We start from the raw sequence: 18,546 nt of genomic DNA, 5'->3' as shown, positions 1-18,546 counted from the left end.
AGCGTTACACCGTCACCTCGGTTTTCTTGCGCCGCAACCGCATCACCGTTGCCACCACCAGAATCACCGCGAGCACGCTGTAGGCGAGCGCCGCGAACGGACTGGCGACCAGCGCCGTGAGAGAGCCTTCGCTGATCTGCAACGTGCGGCGCAGCTGTTCCTCCGCCATCGGCCCGAGGATCAGGCCCACGACCAAAGGTGCGACCGGATAGCCGTGACGCCGCATGAAGAAGCCTGCGACGCCGATCACCAGCAGCACGATCAGGTCGTCCACCACGAAGTTCACCGCGTAGGTGCCCAGTGCCGCGAACAGCAGGATTCCCGCGTACAGGTAGGGCCGCGGGATCTGCAGCACCTTCACCCAGATCTTCACCAGCGGCAGGTTCAGCACGAGCAGCATCACGTTGCCGATGTACAGCGACGCGATCAACGCCCACACCATCGCCGAGTTGTTGGTGAACAGCAACGGCCCCGGCTGGATTCCGTAGCTCTGGAACGCCGCCACGATCACCGCGGCCGTCGCCGACGTCGGCAGGCCCAGCGTCAGCAACGGCACGAGAACGCCTGCCGCGGCGGCGTTGTTGGCCGCCTCCGGACCCGCCACGCCCTCAATCGCCCCGTGCCCGAACTCCTCCGGCCGCTTCGAGAGCTTCTTCTCGGCCGCGTAGGACAGGAACGTCGACACGTCCGCGCCACCGGCGGGCACGGTGCCGATCGGGAACCCGATGGCCGTGCCGCGCAGCCACGGTTTCCAGGAGCGCGCCCAGAACGAGCGGGTCATCCACTTCCCGCCGACGGGGATCACCTCGATCGGCCCGTGCCGCAGCCTCGACGCCACGTACAGCGCCTCGCCGACGGCGAACACGCCGACCGCCACCACGACCACGTCGATGCCGTCGGCCAGCGTCCCCACCCCGAGGGTGAAGCGCTGCTGTCCCGACAGGGTGTCGGTGCCGACCAGGCCGATGAACAGCCCGAGACCCAACGACGCCAGGCCGCGCACGGGTGACGACCCGAGCAGCGCCGCCACGGTCGTGAACGCGACCACCATCAGTGCCACGTAGTCCGCGGGCCCGAGCGTCACCGCGACATCGGCGATGGCCGGTGCCAGCAGGGTCAGCAACACGGTCGCGATCGTGCCCGCCACGAACGACCCGATCGCCGCCGTCGCCAGTGCCGCCGCGCCACGTCCGGCGCGGGCCATCTTGTTGCCCTCCAACGCCGTCACGATCGACGCGGACTCACCCGGTGTGTTCAGCAGGATCGACGTCGTCGACCCGCCGTACATGCCGCCGTAGTAGATGCCCGCGAAGATGATCAGCGCCGCGGTCGGGTCGAGCGAGTACGTCAACGGCAGCAGCAACGCCACCGTCATCGCCGGCCCGATGCCCGGCAGCACACCGACAGCCGTGCCGAGCGTGACGCCCAGCAACGCGTACAGCAGGTACACGGGTTGCGCGGCGGTGGCGAAACCCTCCATCAGAGCGGTGATGCTATCCATCGAGGAACGGCACCCCTTCGAGAATTCCGGCGGGCAGCGAGAGGCCCAGACCGGACGCGAACACCACCTGCACGACCAGAGCGAGCACCACGGCGATCGGCAACGCGCGCCACCACACCGCGCCGAGCGTCCACGCCGCCCCGAAGAACAGCACGGTCGCCGCGACCGGCCAGCCGGCCAGGTCGATCAGCACCAGATGTGCCACCAGCACCGCCACGAGCTTGCCCACGGTGATCCAGTCGGTGCGCACATCCGCGTCGACGTCCTCGCCCTCCTCGGCCTGGCCGAGCTTGCCGCGGGCGGTGGCGATGATCGCCGCCACACCCGTGACGATGAGCAGAACCCCTACGGCGTAAGGGAAAGCACGCGGCCCGACCGCGTTGTCGTCACGGGCGACGATCGTGGTCGCGTCGACGAGGGTGAAGACCCCGATCGCCGCGACCAGACCGCCGAACGCGTACTCCTCGACTTTCGCGGAGACTTTGTCCGTGGTCACTTCACGAGCCCGATGTCCTGCAGTGCCGGGCGGATGCGGCCGATCTCCTTGTTCAGGAACGTGGAGAACTCGCTGCCGCTGAGGAAGGTGTCCGTCCAGCCCTTCTTGGTCAGCTCGGCCTTCCACTGCTCGCTCGCGTGCATGTCGGTCACGAGCTTGGTCAGCCGGTCCTTGGCCTCCGGGGAGATCCCGCCCGGTGCCACGACGCCACGCCAGTTCGTGAGCTCGACGCCCAGGTTCAGCTCCTTGAAGGTCGGCACCTTCAGCGTCGGGTCCTGGCTGGGCCCGGACGTGCCGAGCGCACGCAGCTTGCCGGCCTTGATCTGCTCGCGGTACTCGCCGATGCCGGAGATGCCGGCGTCGACCTTCTTGCCCAGCAACGCCGCCAGCGACTCGCCGCCGCCGGAGTAGGGCACGTAGTTGAGCTTGGCCGGGTCGATGTCCTTCGCCTTGAGCAGCAGACCGGCGAGGATGTGGTCGGTACCGCCGGCCGAACCGCCGGTGATCGACACGCCCTTGCCCTTCTCCTGGACTGCCGCCAGGAGTTCCTCGACCGACTTGAACGGCGAGTCGGCGGGGACGACGAGAACCTCGTCCTCCGCGGTCAGCCGTGCGATCGGCGTGGTCTCCTCGATGCGCGCGGCCGAGGCGTTGGTCTCGACCGCGCCGACCATCACCAGGCCGGTGATCATCAGGAACGACTCGGACCGCTCGTTGGCGAGCTTCTGCAGCCCGACCGTGCCGCCCGCGCCGCCGACGTTGCTGACCTGCACGGATCCCGCGAGCTTCGCCCCGGAGACCGCCGTCTGCATGGCACGGGCCGTCTGGTCCCAGCCGCCGCCGGGGTCGGCCGGTGCCATGATCTCCAGCTTGCCGATGGTGCCACCACCGCCGGAGTTCTTCGCCGCCTGACCGCATCCCGCGAGCACCAGTCCGACGGCCGCGATCGCCGCCGCACGTCTCCAGCTCTGCCCCATCGAGCACTCCTCCGCCTCGTTGCGAACGTTGGGCGGGAACGGTAGGTACCTGCGGGTCTCGAACCGGGGCATCGGTCGTAAGGAACGTATTGGTCGTTAAGTTCGTGACGCAGTTCACACACTTTGGGTCAGAATGCCACTCATGTTCCGCCGGTCGGTCTCGCTGGGCGTCTCGCTGCTGGTGTTGCAGGTGGTCATCGTGCTGATGACGACCTGTGCCGCCGGGCTGCTCGCGGCCAAGCTGCAGAGCGACCGCATCCGGGAGGCGTACAAGGACAGGATGCTGTCGGTGGCGGAGAGCGTGGCCCGGCTGCCCACGGTCGTGCAGGCGTTCGACTCGCCGGACCCGGCCGCGACGATCCAGCCGCTGGCGGAGTTGATCCGCAAGGCGTCGCAGGTGACGTACGTGGTCGTCACCGATCGCAACGGCGTCCGCTACGCCCACCCGGATCCGAAGCGCATCGGTGAGCGCGTCTCCACCGACCCGACGGCCGCGTTGTCCGGTGAGGTGTTCGTCGGCACCGAGACCGGCACGCTCGGGACGTCGTTGCGCGCCAAGGTTCCTGTGCGGGCCGCGGACGGGCACATCATCGGCATGGCCTCGGTCGGCATCCTGGAGAGCCAGCTCTCCGACGACCTCGCCGAGGACCTGCCGGAGCTGATCGGCTGGCTGGCCGCGGCCGCGCTGGTCGGCGTGCTCGGGGCCGCGCTGATCACGCAACTGGTGCGGCGCCGCACGTTCCGGCTCGAACCCGCCGAGATCGCGCAGTTGCTGGAGACCCGTGACGCGATGCTGCACGGCATCCGGGAAGGCGTTGTGGCCATCGACGTCCGGCAGCGGCTCGCGTTGGTCAACGACGAGGCGTTGCGGTTGCTCGGACTCAGCGACAACCCGACCGGGCTGCCCGCCTCGCAGGTGCTCGACGAAGGCCTGCTGGACCTGGCGCGGGCCGAGGACGACCTCGCGGACCGGCTGGTGCTGGCCGGGGAACGGGTGCTGGTCGCGAACCGGATGACGGCCAAGACGCACGACCGGGCGGTCGGTGTCGTGCTGACCTTGCGTGACCGAACCGAGTTGCACGACGCGTTGCGCGAACTCGACGGCCAGCGCACCGTTACCGAGGTGCTGCGCGCGCAAGCCCACGAGTTCTCCAACCACCTCCACGTCATCGGCGGTCTGCTGGAGCTGGACCGGCGTTCTGACGCCGTCGCCTACATCGAACGCGTCGGCGGGGCCGGGTCGGTCACCGCGGACATCATCGACGGCGCCAACGCCGATCCCGCGCTGGCGGCGTTGCTGCTGGCCAAGTCGTCGACCGCGCACGAACGCGGTGTCGAGCTGAGGCTGGACCCGGACAGCGCGGTGGACATCCGGGCGGGCGACGACGCGTTGACCGTGCTGGGCAACCTCGTGGACAACGCGGTGGACGCCGTGCAGACAGGTGGAACCGTGCGCGTGATGGTCCGGTCGTCGGTTCAAGGGGTGCGGATGGTCGTGGACGACGACGGTCCGGGCGTGGCGCAGTCGCAACGCGGCCGCATCTTCGACCTGGGCGTCAGCTCCAAGGGCGCCGACCGGGGGATAGGACTCGCATTGGTGTCGAGGGTGGTCACCCGTCGCAAGGGCAGGGTGGCGATCACCGACTCGGAACTGGGCGGCGCGTCGTTCGAGGCGTGGCTGCCGGAGACGGGGAACCGATGAGCGTGCGGACCCTGGTCGTGGACGACGACTTCGCCGTGGCCGCGATCCACCGCGGGTTCCTGGAGGCGATGCCGGGGTTCGAGGTGGTCGGCGAGGCGCACCTCGGCGGTGAGGCGTTGCGCGCCGTCGAGGCGTTGCGCCCGGACCTCGTGCTGCTGGACATCCACCTGCCGGACATGTCGGGACTGGAGGTGCTGGCCCGGTTGCGTGCCCGCAACGGACCGCCCGTGGACGTCATCGCGGTCACGGCCGCGCGGGAACGGGAGACCGTCCGGCAGGCGATGTCCCGCGGCGTGGACAACTACCTCGTGAAGCCGTTCACGCGCACGGCGTTCCTGGACCGGATGCGCGAGTACCTCGCTCAGCGCACCGAGGTGCAGCGGCTCGGCCAGGTGCTGGACCAGGCCGCCGTCGACCAGTTGATGCACCACCGGCCGCGAGTGGTGCTGCCCAAGGGACTCTCGGCCGTGACGCTGCGGCTGGTGACGGATGCGTTGAAGGACAGCGAGGTTGATCTGTCGGCGCAGGAGGTCGGGGATCGGGCCGGGTTGTCGCGGGTCAGCGCGCGGCGGTACCTGGAGCACCTGGTGACCATCGGGATGGCGGAGGTGCAGCCGCGGTACGGCATGGCGAACCGGCCCGCGCACGGTTACCGGCTGACCTGAGCTTCCCAGTCGATGCGGTAGTTCTGGTCCTTCGTGAACGCTTTCGCGCCGAAGGTCTTCATGACGAGTGGCATCAGCAGCCGGGTGATCGGCCCGATCCCGCGCTTGTCGCTGTTGGTCCTGGCCGCGCGTGCCGCGATCCGTTCGACCCGTGGCCGCCTGAGCTGTTCGTAGGTGGCGAAAGCCGTTGCGAGATCAGGGATGTCGCGCAGGCATCGGGCGAGCTGCACCGCGGACTCGGCCGCGAGTGAGGCGCCCTGGCCGGAGCTGGCGCTCGGTGCGTGGGCGGAGTCGCCGACCAGGACCACGCGGCCGCGGTGCCAGTGCGGCACGCTCGGCATGATCTCCAACGGGCCCGCTCCGACCACCTCGCTGCTGTGGGCCAGCAGTTGCTTCGCGGGCATGTCGTCGCCGTACGCCTCGCGCAGGCGTTCCATCCAGGTCGCGGACGGGACGGCGTTGACCTCGGCCGGCGTCATCGGCCGGTCGACCGCGAGGTTGTTGAACCAGGCGATCTTGCCGTCGTGGGCCCAATAACCGAGGAAGGAGCGGCCGAACACGAAGTACATCGTCTCCGGGTCACCGTGCACGCCGCTGTTCTCGGCGTACGAGCCGAAGCCCAGCAGGCCGACGTACTCCGGTTGTGGCGCCTGAGGGTCGATGATCGTGCGGACCCGCGAGCGGATGCCATCGGCGCCGATCAGCACGTCGCCGCTTTCGGTGCTGCCGTCGGCGAACGTTGCGGTGACGCCGTTCTCGTGGTTCTCGACGTCCACGAGACGCTTGCCGTACTCCACCTTGACCTGGTGTTCCACCGTCAGCTCGCGCAGCCGCTGGTAGAGCTCGGCCCGTGTCACGACGCGGCTCGGGTCTCCCGTGATGCGGCCCAGCGTGCGGCCCTGCGCATCGGCCATCACCATGTGGCGCAAGGGCTCGCCGAAGTCAGGTTCCATCCCGACGATCTTCAGCGCCGCGAGTCCGTTGGGCGCCACGGTGAGCATGCCGCCGACGCCGTCCGCGGTCGTGTCGTACGCCTCGAAGACCACCGAGTCGATCCCGGCCTTCTGCAGGGCTAGCGCGGTGACCGGTCCCGCGATGCCGCCCCCGATGACTAACGCCTTCACTGTTCTTCCCTCCCGAAGAATTGCCGCCACCGGTGCTGGTAGTCGGCTTTCGCCAGTTCCCCCGTGAGCTTGCCGACCAGCCGCAGTTCGGCCTCCAGCACCGCGATCCGGTAGTCCTCCTCGACGAGGAAGATCCACTCGACTCCGTCACCGGTGGCCTTGGCGATCATGGCGCGCGTCTCGTCGATGTCCTTCGTCAACGCGTCGGCGCGGGCGCGGAGCAGTTCCACGGTCTCCGCCGGATCCAGCACGGAGATCAGCGACAACGCCACGCCGAACTGCGGGTACTCGTGGACCGGGTCGCGGACGAGCTCGCGCATCCAGTCGTACAGCTCGGCGCGTCCCTCGTCGGTCAGCGCGTAGACCGTGCGTTCAGGCCGTTGGGTGTCTCTGACGGTCTCCTGCTCGGCGACGAACCCGGCTTTCCGCAGTTGCTCGACGACCATGTAGAGCGAGCCGCGGTTGAACTTGATGTTGCGGTCCTTGCCCGTGTCCTTGAGCTGTTTGCCCAGCTCGTAGGGATGCATGGGTCCCATCACGAGATACGCCAGCACGGCCAGGGCCAACGGGTTCGACACCTTGCGACGCACGTTCCGACCTCCTTGGTCGATCTCAACTATCCGACACTGACTAGTCGATGTCAACTATTTGATGAATTGGTCTATACCTCGTATTGACCGTGAACTTTCCCGGTTCCAGACTTAGGTGCTCAGGCCGCCTCCCTGCACAGGAGGTTCGGCATGCGCAGAACCCTCTCCAGAAAGATCCTTCCCCTCCTCGCCGCGCTCGTGACCACCGCCGGTCTCGTCGTGGTCGCGCTCGTGCACCCGTTGCCGTCCCTGGCCGCTGGCCACGAGGACTGCCGTCCGGACGGCCTCTACCGGACGCCCGGTGTCGACACGCCGTACTGCACCGTCTACGACACCGCCGGCCGCGAAAAGATGGGGGACAAGACCCGCAGGACGATCGGATACTTCACCAGCTGGCGCACGGGGAAGAACGGCGCGCCCGCGTACCTCGCGAGCAACATCCCGTGGACGAAGGTCACCCACCTCAACTACGCGTTCGCGAACATCGGCACGGACAACCGGATCTCGGTCGGTCCCGCGGGCGCGACCAACGCGTCCACCGGGATGGAGTGGCCGGGCGTTCCCGGCGCGGAGATGGACCCGTCGTTGTCCTACAAGGGCCACTTCAACCTGCTGACCAAGTACAAGAAGCAGTATCCGAACGTGAAGACGCTGATCTCGATCGGCGGCTGGGCCGAATCGGGCGGCATCCTCAACCCGGACGGCACCCGCAACGCCACCGGTGGCTTCTACAAGCTCGCTCAGTCGCAGACGTCGATCACCACGTTCGCCGACTCGGTCGTCGCTTTCCTGCGGCAGTACGGGTTCAACGGCGCCGACATCGACTACGAGTACGCGACGTCGAACAACTACGCCGGAAATCCCGACGACTTCTGGATCTCCAACGCCAACCGCGGCACGTTGTGGACCGGCTACGAGAACCTGATGCGGACGTTGCGCGACAAGCTCGACCGCGCAGGTGCGGCCGATGGCAGGCACTACCTGCTGACGGCGGCGGTTCCGGCCAGCGGATGGTTGTTGCGCGGCCAGGAGGTCTACGGCGTCACGCGGTACCTCGACTACGTCAACATCATGAGCTACGACCTGCACGGCGCGTGGAACCACTTCGTGGGCCCGAACGCCGCGTTGTACGACAACGGCCAGGACGCCGAGCTGGCGCACTGGCAGGTGTACACGACGCCGCAGTACGACGGGCAGGGGTATCTCAACACCGACTGGGCCTACCACTACTTCCGCGGCGCGATGCAGCCCGGCCGGATCAACATCGGCGTCGGCTTCTACACGCGCGGCTGGAGAGCGGTGACCGGTGGCACGAACGGGTTGTGGGGACGTGCCGCGCTGCCCAACCAGGCGCAGTGCCCACCCGGCACCGGAGGAACCGTCGGGTCGACCGTCCCCTGCGGCAACGGCGCCGTCGGCATCGACAACCTGTGGCACGATGACCTCAACGGCATGGAGGTCTCGTCGGGCGTGAACCCCATGTGGCACGCCATGAACCTGCAGAACGGCATCACGCCGGACTACCTCACCAAGTACGGTCTCGACCCGGTCAACGACCCCGAAGACCGGCTCACCGGGACTTACGCCCGCAACTACAACAGCACGATGGTCGCGCCGTGGCTGTGGAACAGTTCCAAGGGCGTCTTCCTGTCCACTGAGGACGATGTGTCGATCGCGGCCAAGACGAGTTACGTTGCCAGCAAGGGCATCGGTGGCGTCATGATCTGGGAGCTGGCCGGTGACTACGCCTACGACAGCGCCAAGTCGCAGTACTACATTGGTGACACGCTGGTGTCGAAGATCAACGACGGCCTGCGGAGTGCTGCGCCTTATGGTGCGTCGAAGGCCGGTCGCACGATGCCTGCCAACGTGCTGAACGCCAACGTGTCGTTGTCCGGGTTCGCGTTGGGCGACAACAACTATCCGATCAACCCGACCATGCGGATCACCAACAGCTCGACCACGACGATCCCCGGTGGCACGCGCGTCGAGTTCGACTACGGCACCAGTGCGCCGGGCAGCATGACCGACCAGTCCGGGTTCGGGCTCTCCGTGGCGACCCGTGGTCACAGCGGTAACAACGTCGGCGGTTTGCGCGGGGACTTCCAGCACGTCGTCGTGACATTGCCTTCGTGGCAGACCATCGCACCCGGTGCGTCGGTGGACGTCCGGCTGAACTACTACATGCCGATCGCTTCGCCGTCGAACTTCACGTTCACCTTCGGTGGCAACAGTTACGTCATCGCGGGCGACCTGCCGCGGGGGAGCGGGACTCCGCCGACATCGACCACGACCTCGACCACTACTACGACAACGACTACCACGACCACCACCAACCCTGGCGGAAGTGCCTGGGCTCCCAACACCTATTACGCCACTGGCGCGCAGGTGACCTACGGCGGTATGACTTATCGCTGTCGTCAGGCGCACACTTCGCTGACCGGGTGGGAACCTCCGAACGTTCCGGCGTTGTGGGAACGAGTCTGATCCGTTGAGGACACGGCCGTGTTTGCGGCGATGTCGCGAACACGGCCGTGTGCGGCGATTTTCCTGTGGCATCATCGGTCGCATGAGACAGGCCTGGTACCTCTAGTGGTGGAGCTGCGGCGCGCGACCCCCGCAGATGCACCGGCGGTCGCCAGGATCTGGTACCCGGGCTGGTGCGACGCGCACCTGGGCAACGTGCCGCAACAACTCATCGACGCACGGCCTCGCGAGACGTTCGAGCCGCGCGCGTTGGAGCACGTCGAGCACACCACGATCGCGACCGTGGACGGTGAGATAGCCGGCTTCGTGATGGTCGTCGAGGACGAGGTGGAGCAGGTCTACGTCTCATCGGACCACCGCGGATCCGGTGTCGCGTCAGCACTTCTGTCGGCCGCGGAGCAGGTCGTGGCTTCGGGCGGGCATCCCGTGGCGTGGCTGGCCGTCGTCGCCGGGAACACGCGGGCGCGGCGCTTCTACGAACGCCAGGGCTGGACCGACGAGGGACTGTTCGACCACCAGGCACCCCACCCGGACGGCCCCATTCTGGTCCCGGCCCACCGTTACACGAAGCCCGTGGGCGGTAACCGAGTCCACTGACCATCGTGTCGGCTGTGTTAATTCTTCCTGCAGCCCTGCTCGACCGTGTTCTCATGACGGCATGTCGACTACCGCGCTTCTGAGCTTCACGCTGGTCGCGTTGCTCACCGTCATCACCCCGGGCCTGGAGACCCTGCTGGTGCTGCGAACGGCTCTCCTCGTGAGCCGCCGAGCCGCACTGGGCGTCGTGGTCGGCAGCACCCTGGGCTGCCTGGTCTGGGCCACCGCGGGCCTGGTGGGCCTGACCGCCCTCCTCCAAGCCTCCGAACTGGCCTACGACATCGTCCGCTGGCTGGGCGCCGCCTACCTCGTCTACCTGGGCGTCAAAGCCCTGTGGACCTCCCGCCGCCCGGTCGCGGTCGACGAACCGGCCCCCGTCCCGTCGGCACGCGCGGCCGTCCGGGTAGGACTCCTCACCAACCTGCTCAACCCGAAGCCGGGCGTCTTCTACATCTCATTGCTCCCGCAGTTCCTCCCGGTGGGCCAACCGGCCTGGGGTGCGGTCCTGGTGGCGATCCACCTGGGAATCGGCCTCCTGTGGTTCCCCGTCTTGATCACTGCGGCCGGTCGGGCCCGCGCTTTCCTGCTGCGCCGGCGAACCCTGCTGGACCGCATCTCCGCCTCGGCCCTGATCGCGTTCGGTCTCAAAACCGCCGCGGACGCCCGGTAGCCCGAGGACTTCCTTTTGTGCCAAAGGGTTCTGCTCAGCAGCTGACCGCATCCGTGTTCGTCCCGCTGGGACTGAAGCCGGCGTCCGATAGCCCGGACGGGTGAAGCTGGTTGCCGCCGATCGGAATGCGCAATTTTGCCGATGCGAGCACTTGGGGGCGCGGGTGAGATTGATGGTCCGGCGTCGAGCTCAGCGTCGGACGGGCACCCCAGGTGGGATGAGTCGGCCACGGTGATGACCGTGATCATCCGGGGGGAAGTGATCGCGGGGCGTTGGCTCAGCTCACCGGGTGCCCGTGTCAGTGGCCGACCGGAGCCAGGCGGCCAGGGCCACGCGGTTCGGCAGGCCCAGCTTCGCGCGGATGTTGACCACGTGCCGGTCCGCCGTCCGCGGCGAGATGAAGAGCCTCGCCCCGATCTGCTTCGACGTGAGCCCTTCCGCCACGAGTCCGGCGATCGTGAACTCCTGTTTGGTCAGTCCACCCGGCAGCGTCGCCTTCACCGGTCGCCGCTCGGAGTCCGGCACCGGCTCGAGCGCGAACTCCATCGCCTGCTCCTGCCGCAGGTCCGCGCCCAGCGTCGTGATCACCTGGTAGTCGTCGCCCAGCGCGCGGCGGACGGTCCGGTCCGCGCGTTCCAGCATCTTGTGGAACGGGCTCATGCTCGCGAACGAGATCCGCGAGATGCGCTCCTGCGAACGCAGCGCACCCAGCAGCCGTGCCGCACGGTCGTGAGCACCCAGCTCGGCGCACGTGCAGGCGAGCAGCCACAGGCTGTACGCGGGACCCCAGGTGTCACCGAGCTCCAACTGGATCCGCAACGCTTCGACGGCCAGCGGATGCACCTGCGCCGAATCGCCGTGCAGCAGTTCGTAGAGGGCCTGATGCCACAGTCCCCAGGCGTGCGACCAGTCCACGCCGTTGCTCTCCGCCAGCCTGATCAGCCCGGTCGTGGCCTTGTTCGCGGCCTCGGCGTCCATCAGGAAACACACGGCCATCGCGTGCATCAGCTCGGTGATGTACGTGTCTCCCGCCGGTGCGTACTCACGGCACAGCTCGACGACGCGCGCGTACAACGGCACGCAGTCCGGTGAGCCGTCCACGTAGAAGAGATGCGTGGCCTCGACGAACACCAGGTGCACGTCTGTCATCGGCTGCCGCGGCAACGCGCGTGCCTCGTTCATCAACGGGATCGCCGCCGCCATGTCGCCCTGCGTCTGCGCCAGGTACGCGCAGTGCGCCAGCAACGACGATCGCAACGCCGGCTCGGTGATCACCTTGCGCGCCACCGCGAGCAGGTCGCGCGCCTGGCCGAGCATGCCCGCGAACGACGTGAAACGGCTCCGCTGCACGTTCATCGCCATGACGGTCCCGGCCTCCGCCAGGTCGGGAGTCCCCAGCGCGTACCCGACCGCGGCACGGATGTTCGGCCACTCCTCCCGCAGCCGGGCCATCCACAGCGCCTCATCCGGCGAGAACCACGAGCGGGCCGCCTCGTCCACGAACGCGCTGTAGTGCAACACGTGCCGCCGCAACGGCTCGTCAGCGTCCGTGAGCAGACGAGCGCCGAACTGCGACACGGTGTCCAGCAACCGATAGCGCGTGCGCCGCGTGACCGGGCTCGTCGTCGCCACCACGATCGACTTGCGGACCAGCGCCGACAACGACTCCAGCACGTCCCCGCCCGCCACCGCCTCCGCCGCGGCACGATCGAAGTCCGCCGGGAACACCGACAGCGTCGCCCACAGCCGCCGTTCCTCGTCGGTGCACTGGCGAGCCGACCACTCGAACGCCCGCTCCAGCGTGACGTGGTGCGCCGGCCCGTGCGTGTCGCCGACCAGCAGGTCGAACCGCCGGTCCAGCTGCTCGAGCACGTCGGTCAGCGACATCTCGGCCAGCCGCGCGGCCGCCAGTTCGATCGCGAGCGGCAACCCGTCCAGCGCCCGGCACAGCGCCCCGACCTCTGGCAGGTCCACCTCCGTCAGCGACGCCCCCGCCGCCTCCGCCCGTTCCAGGAACAGCTCCACGGCGTCCTCATCCAGCGGCGGCACCCGCAGCAGGTGCTCGCCGTAGACGCCGAGCTGCTCCCGTGACGTCGTGAGGATCGTCAGCCCCTCGCAGTTGCGCAAGAGGTGGTGCACGAGATGCCGCACCGGCTCCAGCAGGTGCTCGCAGTTGTCCAGCACGAGCATCAAATGCTTGTCGTACAACGACTCCACGAGCCGTCCGAGCCCCGCGTCCGGCGAGTTGTCGACGATCCGCAGCTCGGCCGCGACCGTGCGCGCGAGCAACGCCGGATCCTTGAGGTCCGCGAGCGGCACCACCCACACCCCGTGCTGGAACACCCCCGCCCGTGCCACGGTCAGCCCGGTCTCCACGGCGATGCGCGTCTTGCCCACACCGCCGGCACCCACCAGCGTGACCAGCCGGGCCTTGCCGAGGAGCGCCTCGGTTTCGGCGAGCACGGCCCGGCGGCCGATGAACGTCGTGGTTCGGGCAGGCAGATTGCCCCGCACGGTCATCGGCGCATCTTCGCTCAGTGACGGTCGGCAGTGACGATGAGGATCACCTCACCACCCTTTCGGCCTAGCGGTTTCGACCGTGTGTGGTCGCGCGCTCACAGCCGGCCCGGTCGAGCACGCGTCCCGGCACCGCGCCGCCTCCCGGCCCGGTGCGGATCCGCCCAGCCGTCTGTCCAGTGAGTGGCCGCGGCGCTAGCGGGTCCAGCGTTGTGTGGTCGTGCATTCACTGCCGATCCGGTTGAGGGCACGGACTGGCACCGCGTCGCGTCCCGGCTCGGCGCGGATCCGCCCACCCGTCTGCAACGAGTGGCCGCAGCCCCAGCGGCCCGCGTCGTGCGTTCACAGCCGGCCCGGTTCAGAACGCGGGCCGGCACCATGTCGCATCCCGGCTCGGTGTGGATCCGCCCACCCGTCCGCTCAGCGAGCGGCCGCGGCGCTAGCGGGCCCGGCCTTGCGTGGTCGCGCGTTCCCGCGTCCGGATGATCATCTTGGTCGCGAGGCGAAGTCCCTGACGTGCGTTGAGGTGCGGCAGGTACGCCCGGCTCACCGCGTTCGCGATGCGGGGCAGTGCCGCCGAGTCCGGGTACGCCATGAACATCGGGCGGTAGGACGGCTGGAACTTCGCCTTGAACGCGAACAGCGAGCGGAACCCGTACACCGGCTCCAGCACCTGCCCGGTGAAGTCGAGGACGCGTTGCAGCGCCCTGGGTCGCTCACCGCGGTCCAGGCGTGCCAGTGGTGCACCCGACAGGCTCAGGAACCGGGCGCCCTCGGTCTGAAGTTGTTGTGCTGCAGAGGCGATCAGGAACTCCATCGAGCCGCGGAAGCCGTTCGCCCGGCGGCGCATGAAGTCGAGCGTCCACCCGACGACCTCGCCGTCCTGGTACACCGGCAGCCAGCTCGTGATCCCGTGCACCGTGCGGTCGCCGTCGACCGCCAGCAGACAGCGGACACCGTCGCCGGTCAGCTCTTCCAGGCCGCCCAGCGTGAAGCCCATCTCCGGCAGGCCCTTGTCGGCCACCCACTCCGCCGAGATCGACCGGATCTGGTCGGTGATCGCGTAAGGCGCGTCGCCGTACGTGCACCACTCGGCCGTGATGCCGGCCTTGGCGGCCTTGTTCAGGGCCGTGCGCACGTCCTGCCACTTCTTGCCGGTGAACGCCAGCGTGTCCAGTTCGATCACGGTGTCCTCGGCGACCTGCACCGCCGACCACCCCAGACCTCCGACCGCCTCCTTCGTCTCCGTTCCCACGCTGTACAGGCACGGCGTCCACCCGTTGCGGGCGCAGAATTCCGCAAATCCGCGCACGGCCTCGACCCGCGCCGGGCCGATCGGGTCGCCGACCGTCAGCGCGATCGTCGCCACCACGCGGTACGCGATGGCGTTCTCGCCGTCGGGCGTGAACCAGTACTGGTTGCCGCGCCACGTCGTCATGTACGACAACGACGAACCGCCGTAGCGCCGCATCAGGTCGCGAGCGTGCGTCGCTTCCTTCTCGCACGACGACGGCCACGAGCGCCACGACGCCATCAGCAGACCGGCCAGCACGATCAGCCAGAACACCACGCCCGTGTACTCGAACAGCAGCGTCCCGACGAACCCCTCGGCGGAGAACTGCAGCGGCACCAGGCCGAGCAGGTAGCCCGGCGGCAGGAACCGCGTCGGCAGGTCCGCGAGCAGCTCGGCGAAACCGGGCTCCGGCGAGAACTGGTCGCGCACGAGGTAACCGCCGAAGACGTACAGGGCCGACAGCAACGCGACGCTGCCCGCCGTGAACCGCCAGAACTTCCTGACGGCGTGGCGAGGCAGACGCACAGCGAAGTGCTTGCGCGTCAACAACAACACGACCGTGATCGCGAGCGGTGCCAGCATCGGGACGCTGAAGGAGAACAAGACCTCCACCGCGCCGATGTCCGGAATCCGCGCGGCGTCGACGACGTACCACCCGATGAACGCGGAGAACGCCACGTTGAACACCAGCGCCGACCACCACGCGAACCGCCGTCCGCGGCGCAGCCCTTCGGCCAGCACGAGCAGCAGCAACGCCGGCAGCAGCGACATCACGAGCGCGGGGAACCTGCCGTACGACAGCTGAACCATCATCGTCCGGCACAGCTCGACCGCGTCCGAGCCGCACATCGCGTCGACGTCCTCCTGCGACGGCTGCACGACCGCCACGACGTCCGCGAACCACCACAGCGGGCCGTTGGGGGACGGCGACATCATCGCCACCACCGGCCCGAGCGCCGACGCCGCGAGCAGCAGCGCCACCAGCACCCGTGTGTCCTGGAACGTGCGCGGCTTGTGCACCGCCCCGCTCTTCAGGAACAACGCTCCGATCACCAGTCCGGCCACGCCACCGGACAGTCTGAGCAGATCTTCCAGCCAACCTGAGTACAGCGTGAGCACCAGCACCGACAAGATCATCAACAGGCGGACGCGACGCCTCCACAGCGCGGGCATCCGGAACGACAGCGCGAGCGCCAGCCCCACCCCGCCGATCGACGGCCCCGCAGCGGCCTCGCCCACCAGCGACTCGAGCCACGACCAGTGCACGTCCCGGCCGAGCAGCACCACCCCGAGCCCCAGGAACGAGCCGATCACGTGCGACGCGAGGAAGATCGCGGCCGTGCGCAGGCTGCCGAACGACCGCTCGGCCAGCGGCCCGACGACCAGCAGCAGAACCGTGGTCGCCACATAGCCCAGCAGGTCCATCGACCACAGCGCCGAGCTGAACACGCTCCACAGCGGACTGTCGGTGCCGAACCCGACCTGCGCGAGCAGCTCGTCGTTGGCGCCGCCGATCGCACCGGTCAACGCCCCAACAGTCCAGAAAGCGATCAGGAAGACGCAGGTCAGCGGTGCTGTGCGGAACAGCCGGGCGATCATCTGACCACCCCTGTTCGCTGCATGAACCACGGCAGGGACCCGAAGAGCCCCTCCCGTGCCATGTTCCAGTCGTGACCGGTCGGCAGTTCTTTCCACAGCACGTCCATTCCAGCCTTGCGGCAGGCCTCGAACACTTCGGCGTCCGCCTGGCGGTAAGTGGCGTCGTCGTGGCCTGAGACGATGACGCCCGCGCTCTGCGGGAAGCGTTGGCGCGCAAGGATGTCCATCGGGTTGACCCGGATGAACGCAGCCTCGTCGCCGCCGAATGCCGCCTTCACGGTGTCCTGTCGCGTGCCGAGGGTCGGCTCACGTTGGGGCGCGAGGGCGATGAAGTTTCCGTAGACGTCCGGCGCGCGCACGGCGAGCTGCACCGAGCACGTCGCGCCTTGGGAGAAGCCGGCGATCGTCCACGCCTCGCGGCGCTCGTCGACGGTCAGGCGTTGCTTGATCCACGCGGGGACGTCGCGGGCCAGATATGACTCGGACTGGCCCAGTGCGGAGTCGAAGCACAGCGGGTTCGCGTTGTTCGCGCCGAGTTGGTCGGCCACCACGACGATCGGTGCGAGCCCGTCGTGCTCACGCGCGTACGCGTCCAGGTTGTCGACGACCCGCCCGCCGTCGATCCAGTGCTTCGGGTGGCCGGGCTGACCCGCCAGCAACACGATGACCGGCAGCTTCGGGCGCGGTGTCGTGGCATAGGCGGGCGGCAGGTAGACCCACGCCGGACGCGCGGGGAACACGCCGGGGATCGGCACCTCGGAGACCGTGCCCTTGTCCGGCAGGTCGTCCGGCCGCTTCCAGACGTCGGCGAGCTTCTTGCCCGCGGGCACCTCGACCACGCCGGACGGGGGAGGAGCCGCCTCGTTGAGCTCGACCTGGTTGTTCGTGAAGACGTCCAGCACCGCGCGCATGGACGGGTACTGGCCGAAGTGCGCGTTCGTGGCGACCACCGCGCTCGTGGCGACGCCCAGTGCCAGCAGCACGCCGAACACACGGCCGTACCATCGCCCGGAGCGCAATCGTGCGGCCGCCAGTGCCAGCGCGGTCAGAGCGGCGCCCGCCCAGACCGTCAAGATCACCGGCAACGGCTCCGGCCAGGGCTTCCACACGTTGTCGATCACGAAGGTCAGCCCGAGCACGACCACCACGCACGCCGCCAGCACGATGGGAAGAACCCTGGTCCACCAGGTCCGGTTCTTCCTGATTGCGAGATATGTCAACGCAAGGGCGGCAGCAACGGTCGCGGCGGCAGGGATCGGCCCATGTATCAGGGACAGATCCAGGGGGCTGAGCATGTGTGACAGTTCATCAGCAAATCTTCAGGTCCACATCGGAGAATCGTCTTGTTTCAGAGGTGTGAACATCAGCCTTAAGAATGACAACCCGTCAGCCACCTGGCGCGTCGCGCCATGCGTTGGTCAGGACCCGCAGCGCGTCGGGGTGCTCGGCGATTTCCGCGGCGCGGGACAAATCGGACTCCGCCATCCCCAGTTCCCGCAGTGACGTCGCCGCGCCGAACCGGGTGGCCGTGTCGTGGATCCGTTCAGCCAGATCGGCGGGCGCCGTGTGGGAGAGCAACGCCGTGTGTGTCGCGGCATGCGGCAAACCGAACGAACCACCCAGAACGTGTGCCAGCTTGTGGTGCAGTCCCATGGGGACACTAGCGAGACAGGTCCCGGCGAGCCAGGCCGAGTGCAGCAGCTCGGTCCGTGCGTCCACGGTGGATGGATTTCCGGCCAAAGCGTGCAAAACGCCGTCGATGGCCTTCGTTGCGATGGCGTCGATCAGCGGGTTCTCGTTGCCCCTCGCGGTGACGGCGTGCGCGAGAGCGTTGAGCGCGCTCGTCACCGTGACGTCCAACGGCAGGTCCAGCGTGAGGTCGACGTCGTAGATCACCGTGTCCGGCTGGACCGCCGCGTCACGCCGCGTCTTCTTCAGCCCTCCCTCCGTCTCGCCGAGCACCGGCGTGACCTCCGACCCCGCATAGGTCGTCGGTATGACGATCTGCGGCACGCCCGCGCGCACCGAAAGCGCCTTCGACAATCCCGTGCTCGATCCACCGCCGACCGACACCACGCAGTCCGCGCCGTGCTCCCGCAACAACGCGAGCGCGCGCTCCGTGACCTCGACCGGCGTGTGCATCGTCGCGCCGGTGAACTGGGCGGCGAGCAGCGAACCGAGTTCCGCCGACACCTTGTCACCGCCGTGCCGGGCGATCAGCAAGACCCGTGACGCGCCAAGACGCTCGGCTTCGGCGCGCACGGAGGCAGCGGTGCCGCGCCCGAAGACGACACGGGTGCGCGCTGGCTCGAAGGTGAAGCTCACGA

At 68.3% G+C, this 18,546-nt stretch carries 14 protein-coding genes; 5 read left to right on the top strand and 9 right to left on the bottom strand.

Features of this window, described 5'->3' with window-relative positions:
• Positions 1–4: 4 nt before the first annotated feature.
• From ABZ345_RS28670 to ABZ345_RS28660, 3 genes are read right to left on the bottom strand one after another with little or no spacing between them, the layout of a single operon-like run.
• Positions 5–1,501, bottom strand: coding sequence for a tripartite tricarboxylate transporter permease (locus ABZ345_RS28670; RefSeq protein WP_359855162.1), 1,497 nt, complete (start codon positions 1,499–1,501; stop codon positions 5–7).
• A complete protein-coding gene (locus tag ABZ345_RS28665; RefSeq protein ID WP_359855159.1) occupies positions 1,494–1,997 on the bottom strand; it encodes a tripartite tricarboxylate transporter TctB family protein in 504 nt (167 codons plus the stop codon). Before ABZ345_RS28665 ends, ABZ345_RS28670 begins: the two co-directional genes overlap by 8 nt.
• On the bottom strand, positions 1,994–2,974 hold the full coding sequence (locus ABZ345_RS28660; protein WP_359855156.1) for a tripartite tricarboxylate transporter substrate binding protein: 981 nt from the start codon (positions 2,972–2,974) through the stop codon (positions 1,994–1,996). Before ABZ345_RS28660 ends, ABZ345_RS28665 begins: the two co-directional genes overlap by 4 nt.
• A gap of 142 nt (positions 2,975–3,116) precedes the next feature.
• On the opposite strand from ABZ345_RS28660, the gene ABZ345_RS28655 reads away from it, so the two are divergent.
• Entirely contained in the window at positions 3,117–4,676 is a 1,560-nt protein-coding gene (locus ABZ345_RS28655) for a sensor histidine kinase (protein WP_359855154.1), read from the top strand.
• Positions 4,673–5,341 (top strand): response regulator, encoded by a 669-nt coding sequence (locus ABZ345_RS28650; protein ID WP_359855151.1) that lies wholly within the window; start codon positions 4,673–4,675, stop codon positions 5,339–5,341. The genes ABZ345_RS28655 and ABZ345_RS28650 overlap by 4 nt, the downstream gene beginning before the upstream one ends.
• Here the strand turns inward: ABZ345_RS28650 and ABZ345_RS28645 are convergent.
• Complete coding sequence (locus ABZ345_RS28645) at positions 5,326–6,465, bottom strand: NAD(P)/FAD-dependent oxidoreductase (RefSeq protein WP_359855148.1); 1,140 nt, start codon at positions 6,463–6,465, stop codon at positions 5,326–5,328. The two genes, ABZ345_RS28650 and ABZ345_RS28645, sit on opposite strands and share 16 nt — an antisense overlap.
• Positions 6,462–7,055, bottom strand: coding sequence for a PadR family transcriptional regulator (locus ABZ345_RS28640; RefSeq protein ID WP_359855146.1), 594 nt, complete (start codon positions 7,053–7,055; stop codon positions 6,462–6,464). The genes ABZ345_RS28645 and ABZ345_RS28640 overlap by 4 nt, the downstream gene beginning before the upstream one ends.
• Before the next feature lie 150 nt (positions 7,056–7,205).
• Here ABZ345_RS28640 and ABZ345_RS28635 point away from each other — a divergent pair, with 150 nt between their 5' ends.
• The 3 genes from ABZ345_RS28635 to ABZ345_RS28625 all read left to right on the top strand — a co-directional run bounded on the left by ABZ345_RS28635 (position 7,206) and on the right by ABZ345_RS28625 (position 10,809).
• Positions 7,206–9,542 carry a glycosyl hydrolase family 18 protein gene (locus ABZ345_RS28635; protein WP_359855144.1) on the top strand — a complete coding sequence of 779 codons (2,337 nt, stop codon included), beginning with the start codon at positions 7,206–7,208 and terminating at the stop codon, positions 9,540–9,542.
• Positions 9,543–9,650: 108 nt separating this feature from the next.
• A complete protein-coding gene (locus tag ABZ345_RS28630) occupies positions 9,651–10,139 on the top strand; it encodes a GNAT family N-acetyltransferase (protein ID WP_359855141.1) in 489 nt (162 codons plus the stop codon).
• A 61-nt stretch (positions 10,140–10,200) separates the two neighbouring features.
• On the top strand, positions 10,201–10,809 hold the full coding sequence (locus ABZ345_RS28625; RefSeq protein WP_359855138.1) for a LysE family translocator: 609 nt from the start codon (positions 10,201–10,203) through the stop codon (positions 10,807–10,809).
• A 282-nt stretch (positions 10,810–11,091) separates the two neighbouring features.
• Here ABZ345_RS28625 and ABZ345_RS28620 read toward each other — a convergent pair whose 3' ends face one another.
• The 4 genes from ABZ345_RS28620 to ABZ345_RS28605 all read right to left on the bottom strand — a co-directional run bounded on the left by ABZ345_RS28620 (position 11,092) and on the right by ABZ345_RS28605 (position 18,544).
• Positions 11,092–13,329, bottom strand: a complete 2,238-nt coding sequence (locus ABZ345_RS28620) for a LuxR C-terminal-related transcriptional regulator (RefSeq protein WP_359855135.1) — start codon at positions 13,327–13,329, stop codon at positions 11,092–11,094.
• A 436-nt stretch (positions 13,330–13,765) separates the two neighbouring features.
• Positions 13,766–16,219 carry a rhomboid family intramembrane serine protease gene (locus ABZ345_RS28615; RefSeq protein ID WP_359855132.1) on the bottom strand — a complete coding sequence of 818 codons (2,454 nt, stop codon included), beginning with the start codon at positions 16,217–16,219 and terminating at the stop codon, positions 13,766–13,768.
• Entirely contained in the window at positions 16,216–17,514 is a 1,299-nt protein-coding gene (locus tag ABZ345_RS28610; protein ID WP_359855129.1) for an alpha/beta hydrolase-fold protein, read from the bottom strand. The genes ABZ345_RS28615 and ABZ345_RS28610 overlap by 4 nt, the downstream gene beginning before the upstream one ends.
• Positions 17,515–17,605: 91 nt before the next feature.
• Complete coding sequence (locus ABZ345_RS28605) at positions 17,606–18,544, bottom strand: maleylacetate reductase (RefSeq protein WP_359855126.1); 939 nt, start codon at positions 18,542–18,544, stop codon at positions 17,606–17,608.
• Between the last annotated feature and the right edge of the window lie 2 nt (positions 18,545–18,546).

The organism is Lentzea sp. NPDC005914, assembly GCF_040629405.1.
Classification (GTDB): domain Bacteria; phylum Actinomycetota; class Actinomycetes; order Mycobacteriales; family Pseudonocardiaceae; genus Lentzea.
Note: the sequence above shows the minus strand (reverse complement) of the source record. Positions and strands in the feature narration are given on the sequence as shown.

What these genes read in the sequence shown, in the direction of transcription:
- ABZ345_RS28635 (WP_359855144.1), top strand. Translation starts at nt 7,206, where the DNA reads ATGCGCAGAACCCTCTCCAGAAAGATCCTTCCCCTCCTCGCCGCGCTC.
- ABZ345_RS28670 (WP_359855162.1), bottom strand. Translation starts at nt 1,501, where the DNA reads ATGGATAGCATCACCGCTCTGATGGAGGGTTTCGCCACCGCCGCGCAA.
- ABZ345_RS28610 (WP_359855129.1), bottom strand. Translation starts at nt 17,514, where the DNA reads ATGCTCAGCCCCCTGGATCTGTCCCTGATACATGGGCCGATCCCTGCC.
- ABZ345_RS28615 (WP_359855132.1), bottom strand. Translation starts at nt 16,219, where the DNA reads ATGATCGCCCGGCTGTTCCGCACAGCACCGCTGACCTGCGTCTTCCTG.
- ABZ345_RS28660 (WP_359855156.1), bottom strand. Translation starts at nt 2,974, where the DNA reads ATGGGGCAGAGCTGGAGACGTGCGGCGGCGATCGCGGCCGTCGGACTG.
- ABZ345_RS28655 (WP_359855154.1), top strand. Translation starts at nt 3,117, where the DNA reads ATGTTCCGCCGGTCGGTCTCGCTGGGCGTCTCGCTGCTGGTGTTGCAG.
- ABZ345_RS28625 (WP_359855138.1), top strand. Translation starts at nt 10,201, where the DNA reads ATGTCGACTACCGCGCTTCTGAGCTTCACGCTGGTCGCGTTGCTCACC.
- ABZ345_RS28650 (WP_359855151.1), top strand. Translation starts at nt 4,673, where the DNA reads ATGAGCGTGCGGACCCTGGTCGTGGACGACGACTTCGCCGTGGCCGCG.
- ABZ345_RS28620 (WP_359855135.1), bottom strand. Translation starts at nt 13,329, where the DNA reads ATGACCGTGCGGGGCAATCTGCCTGCCCGAACCACGACGTTCATCGGC.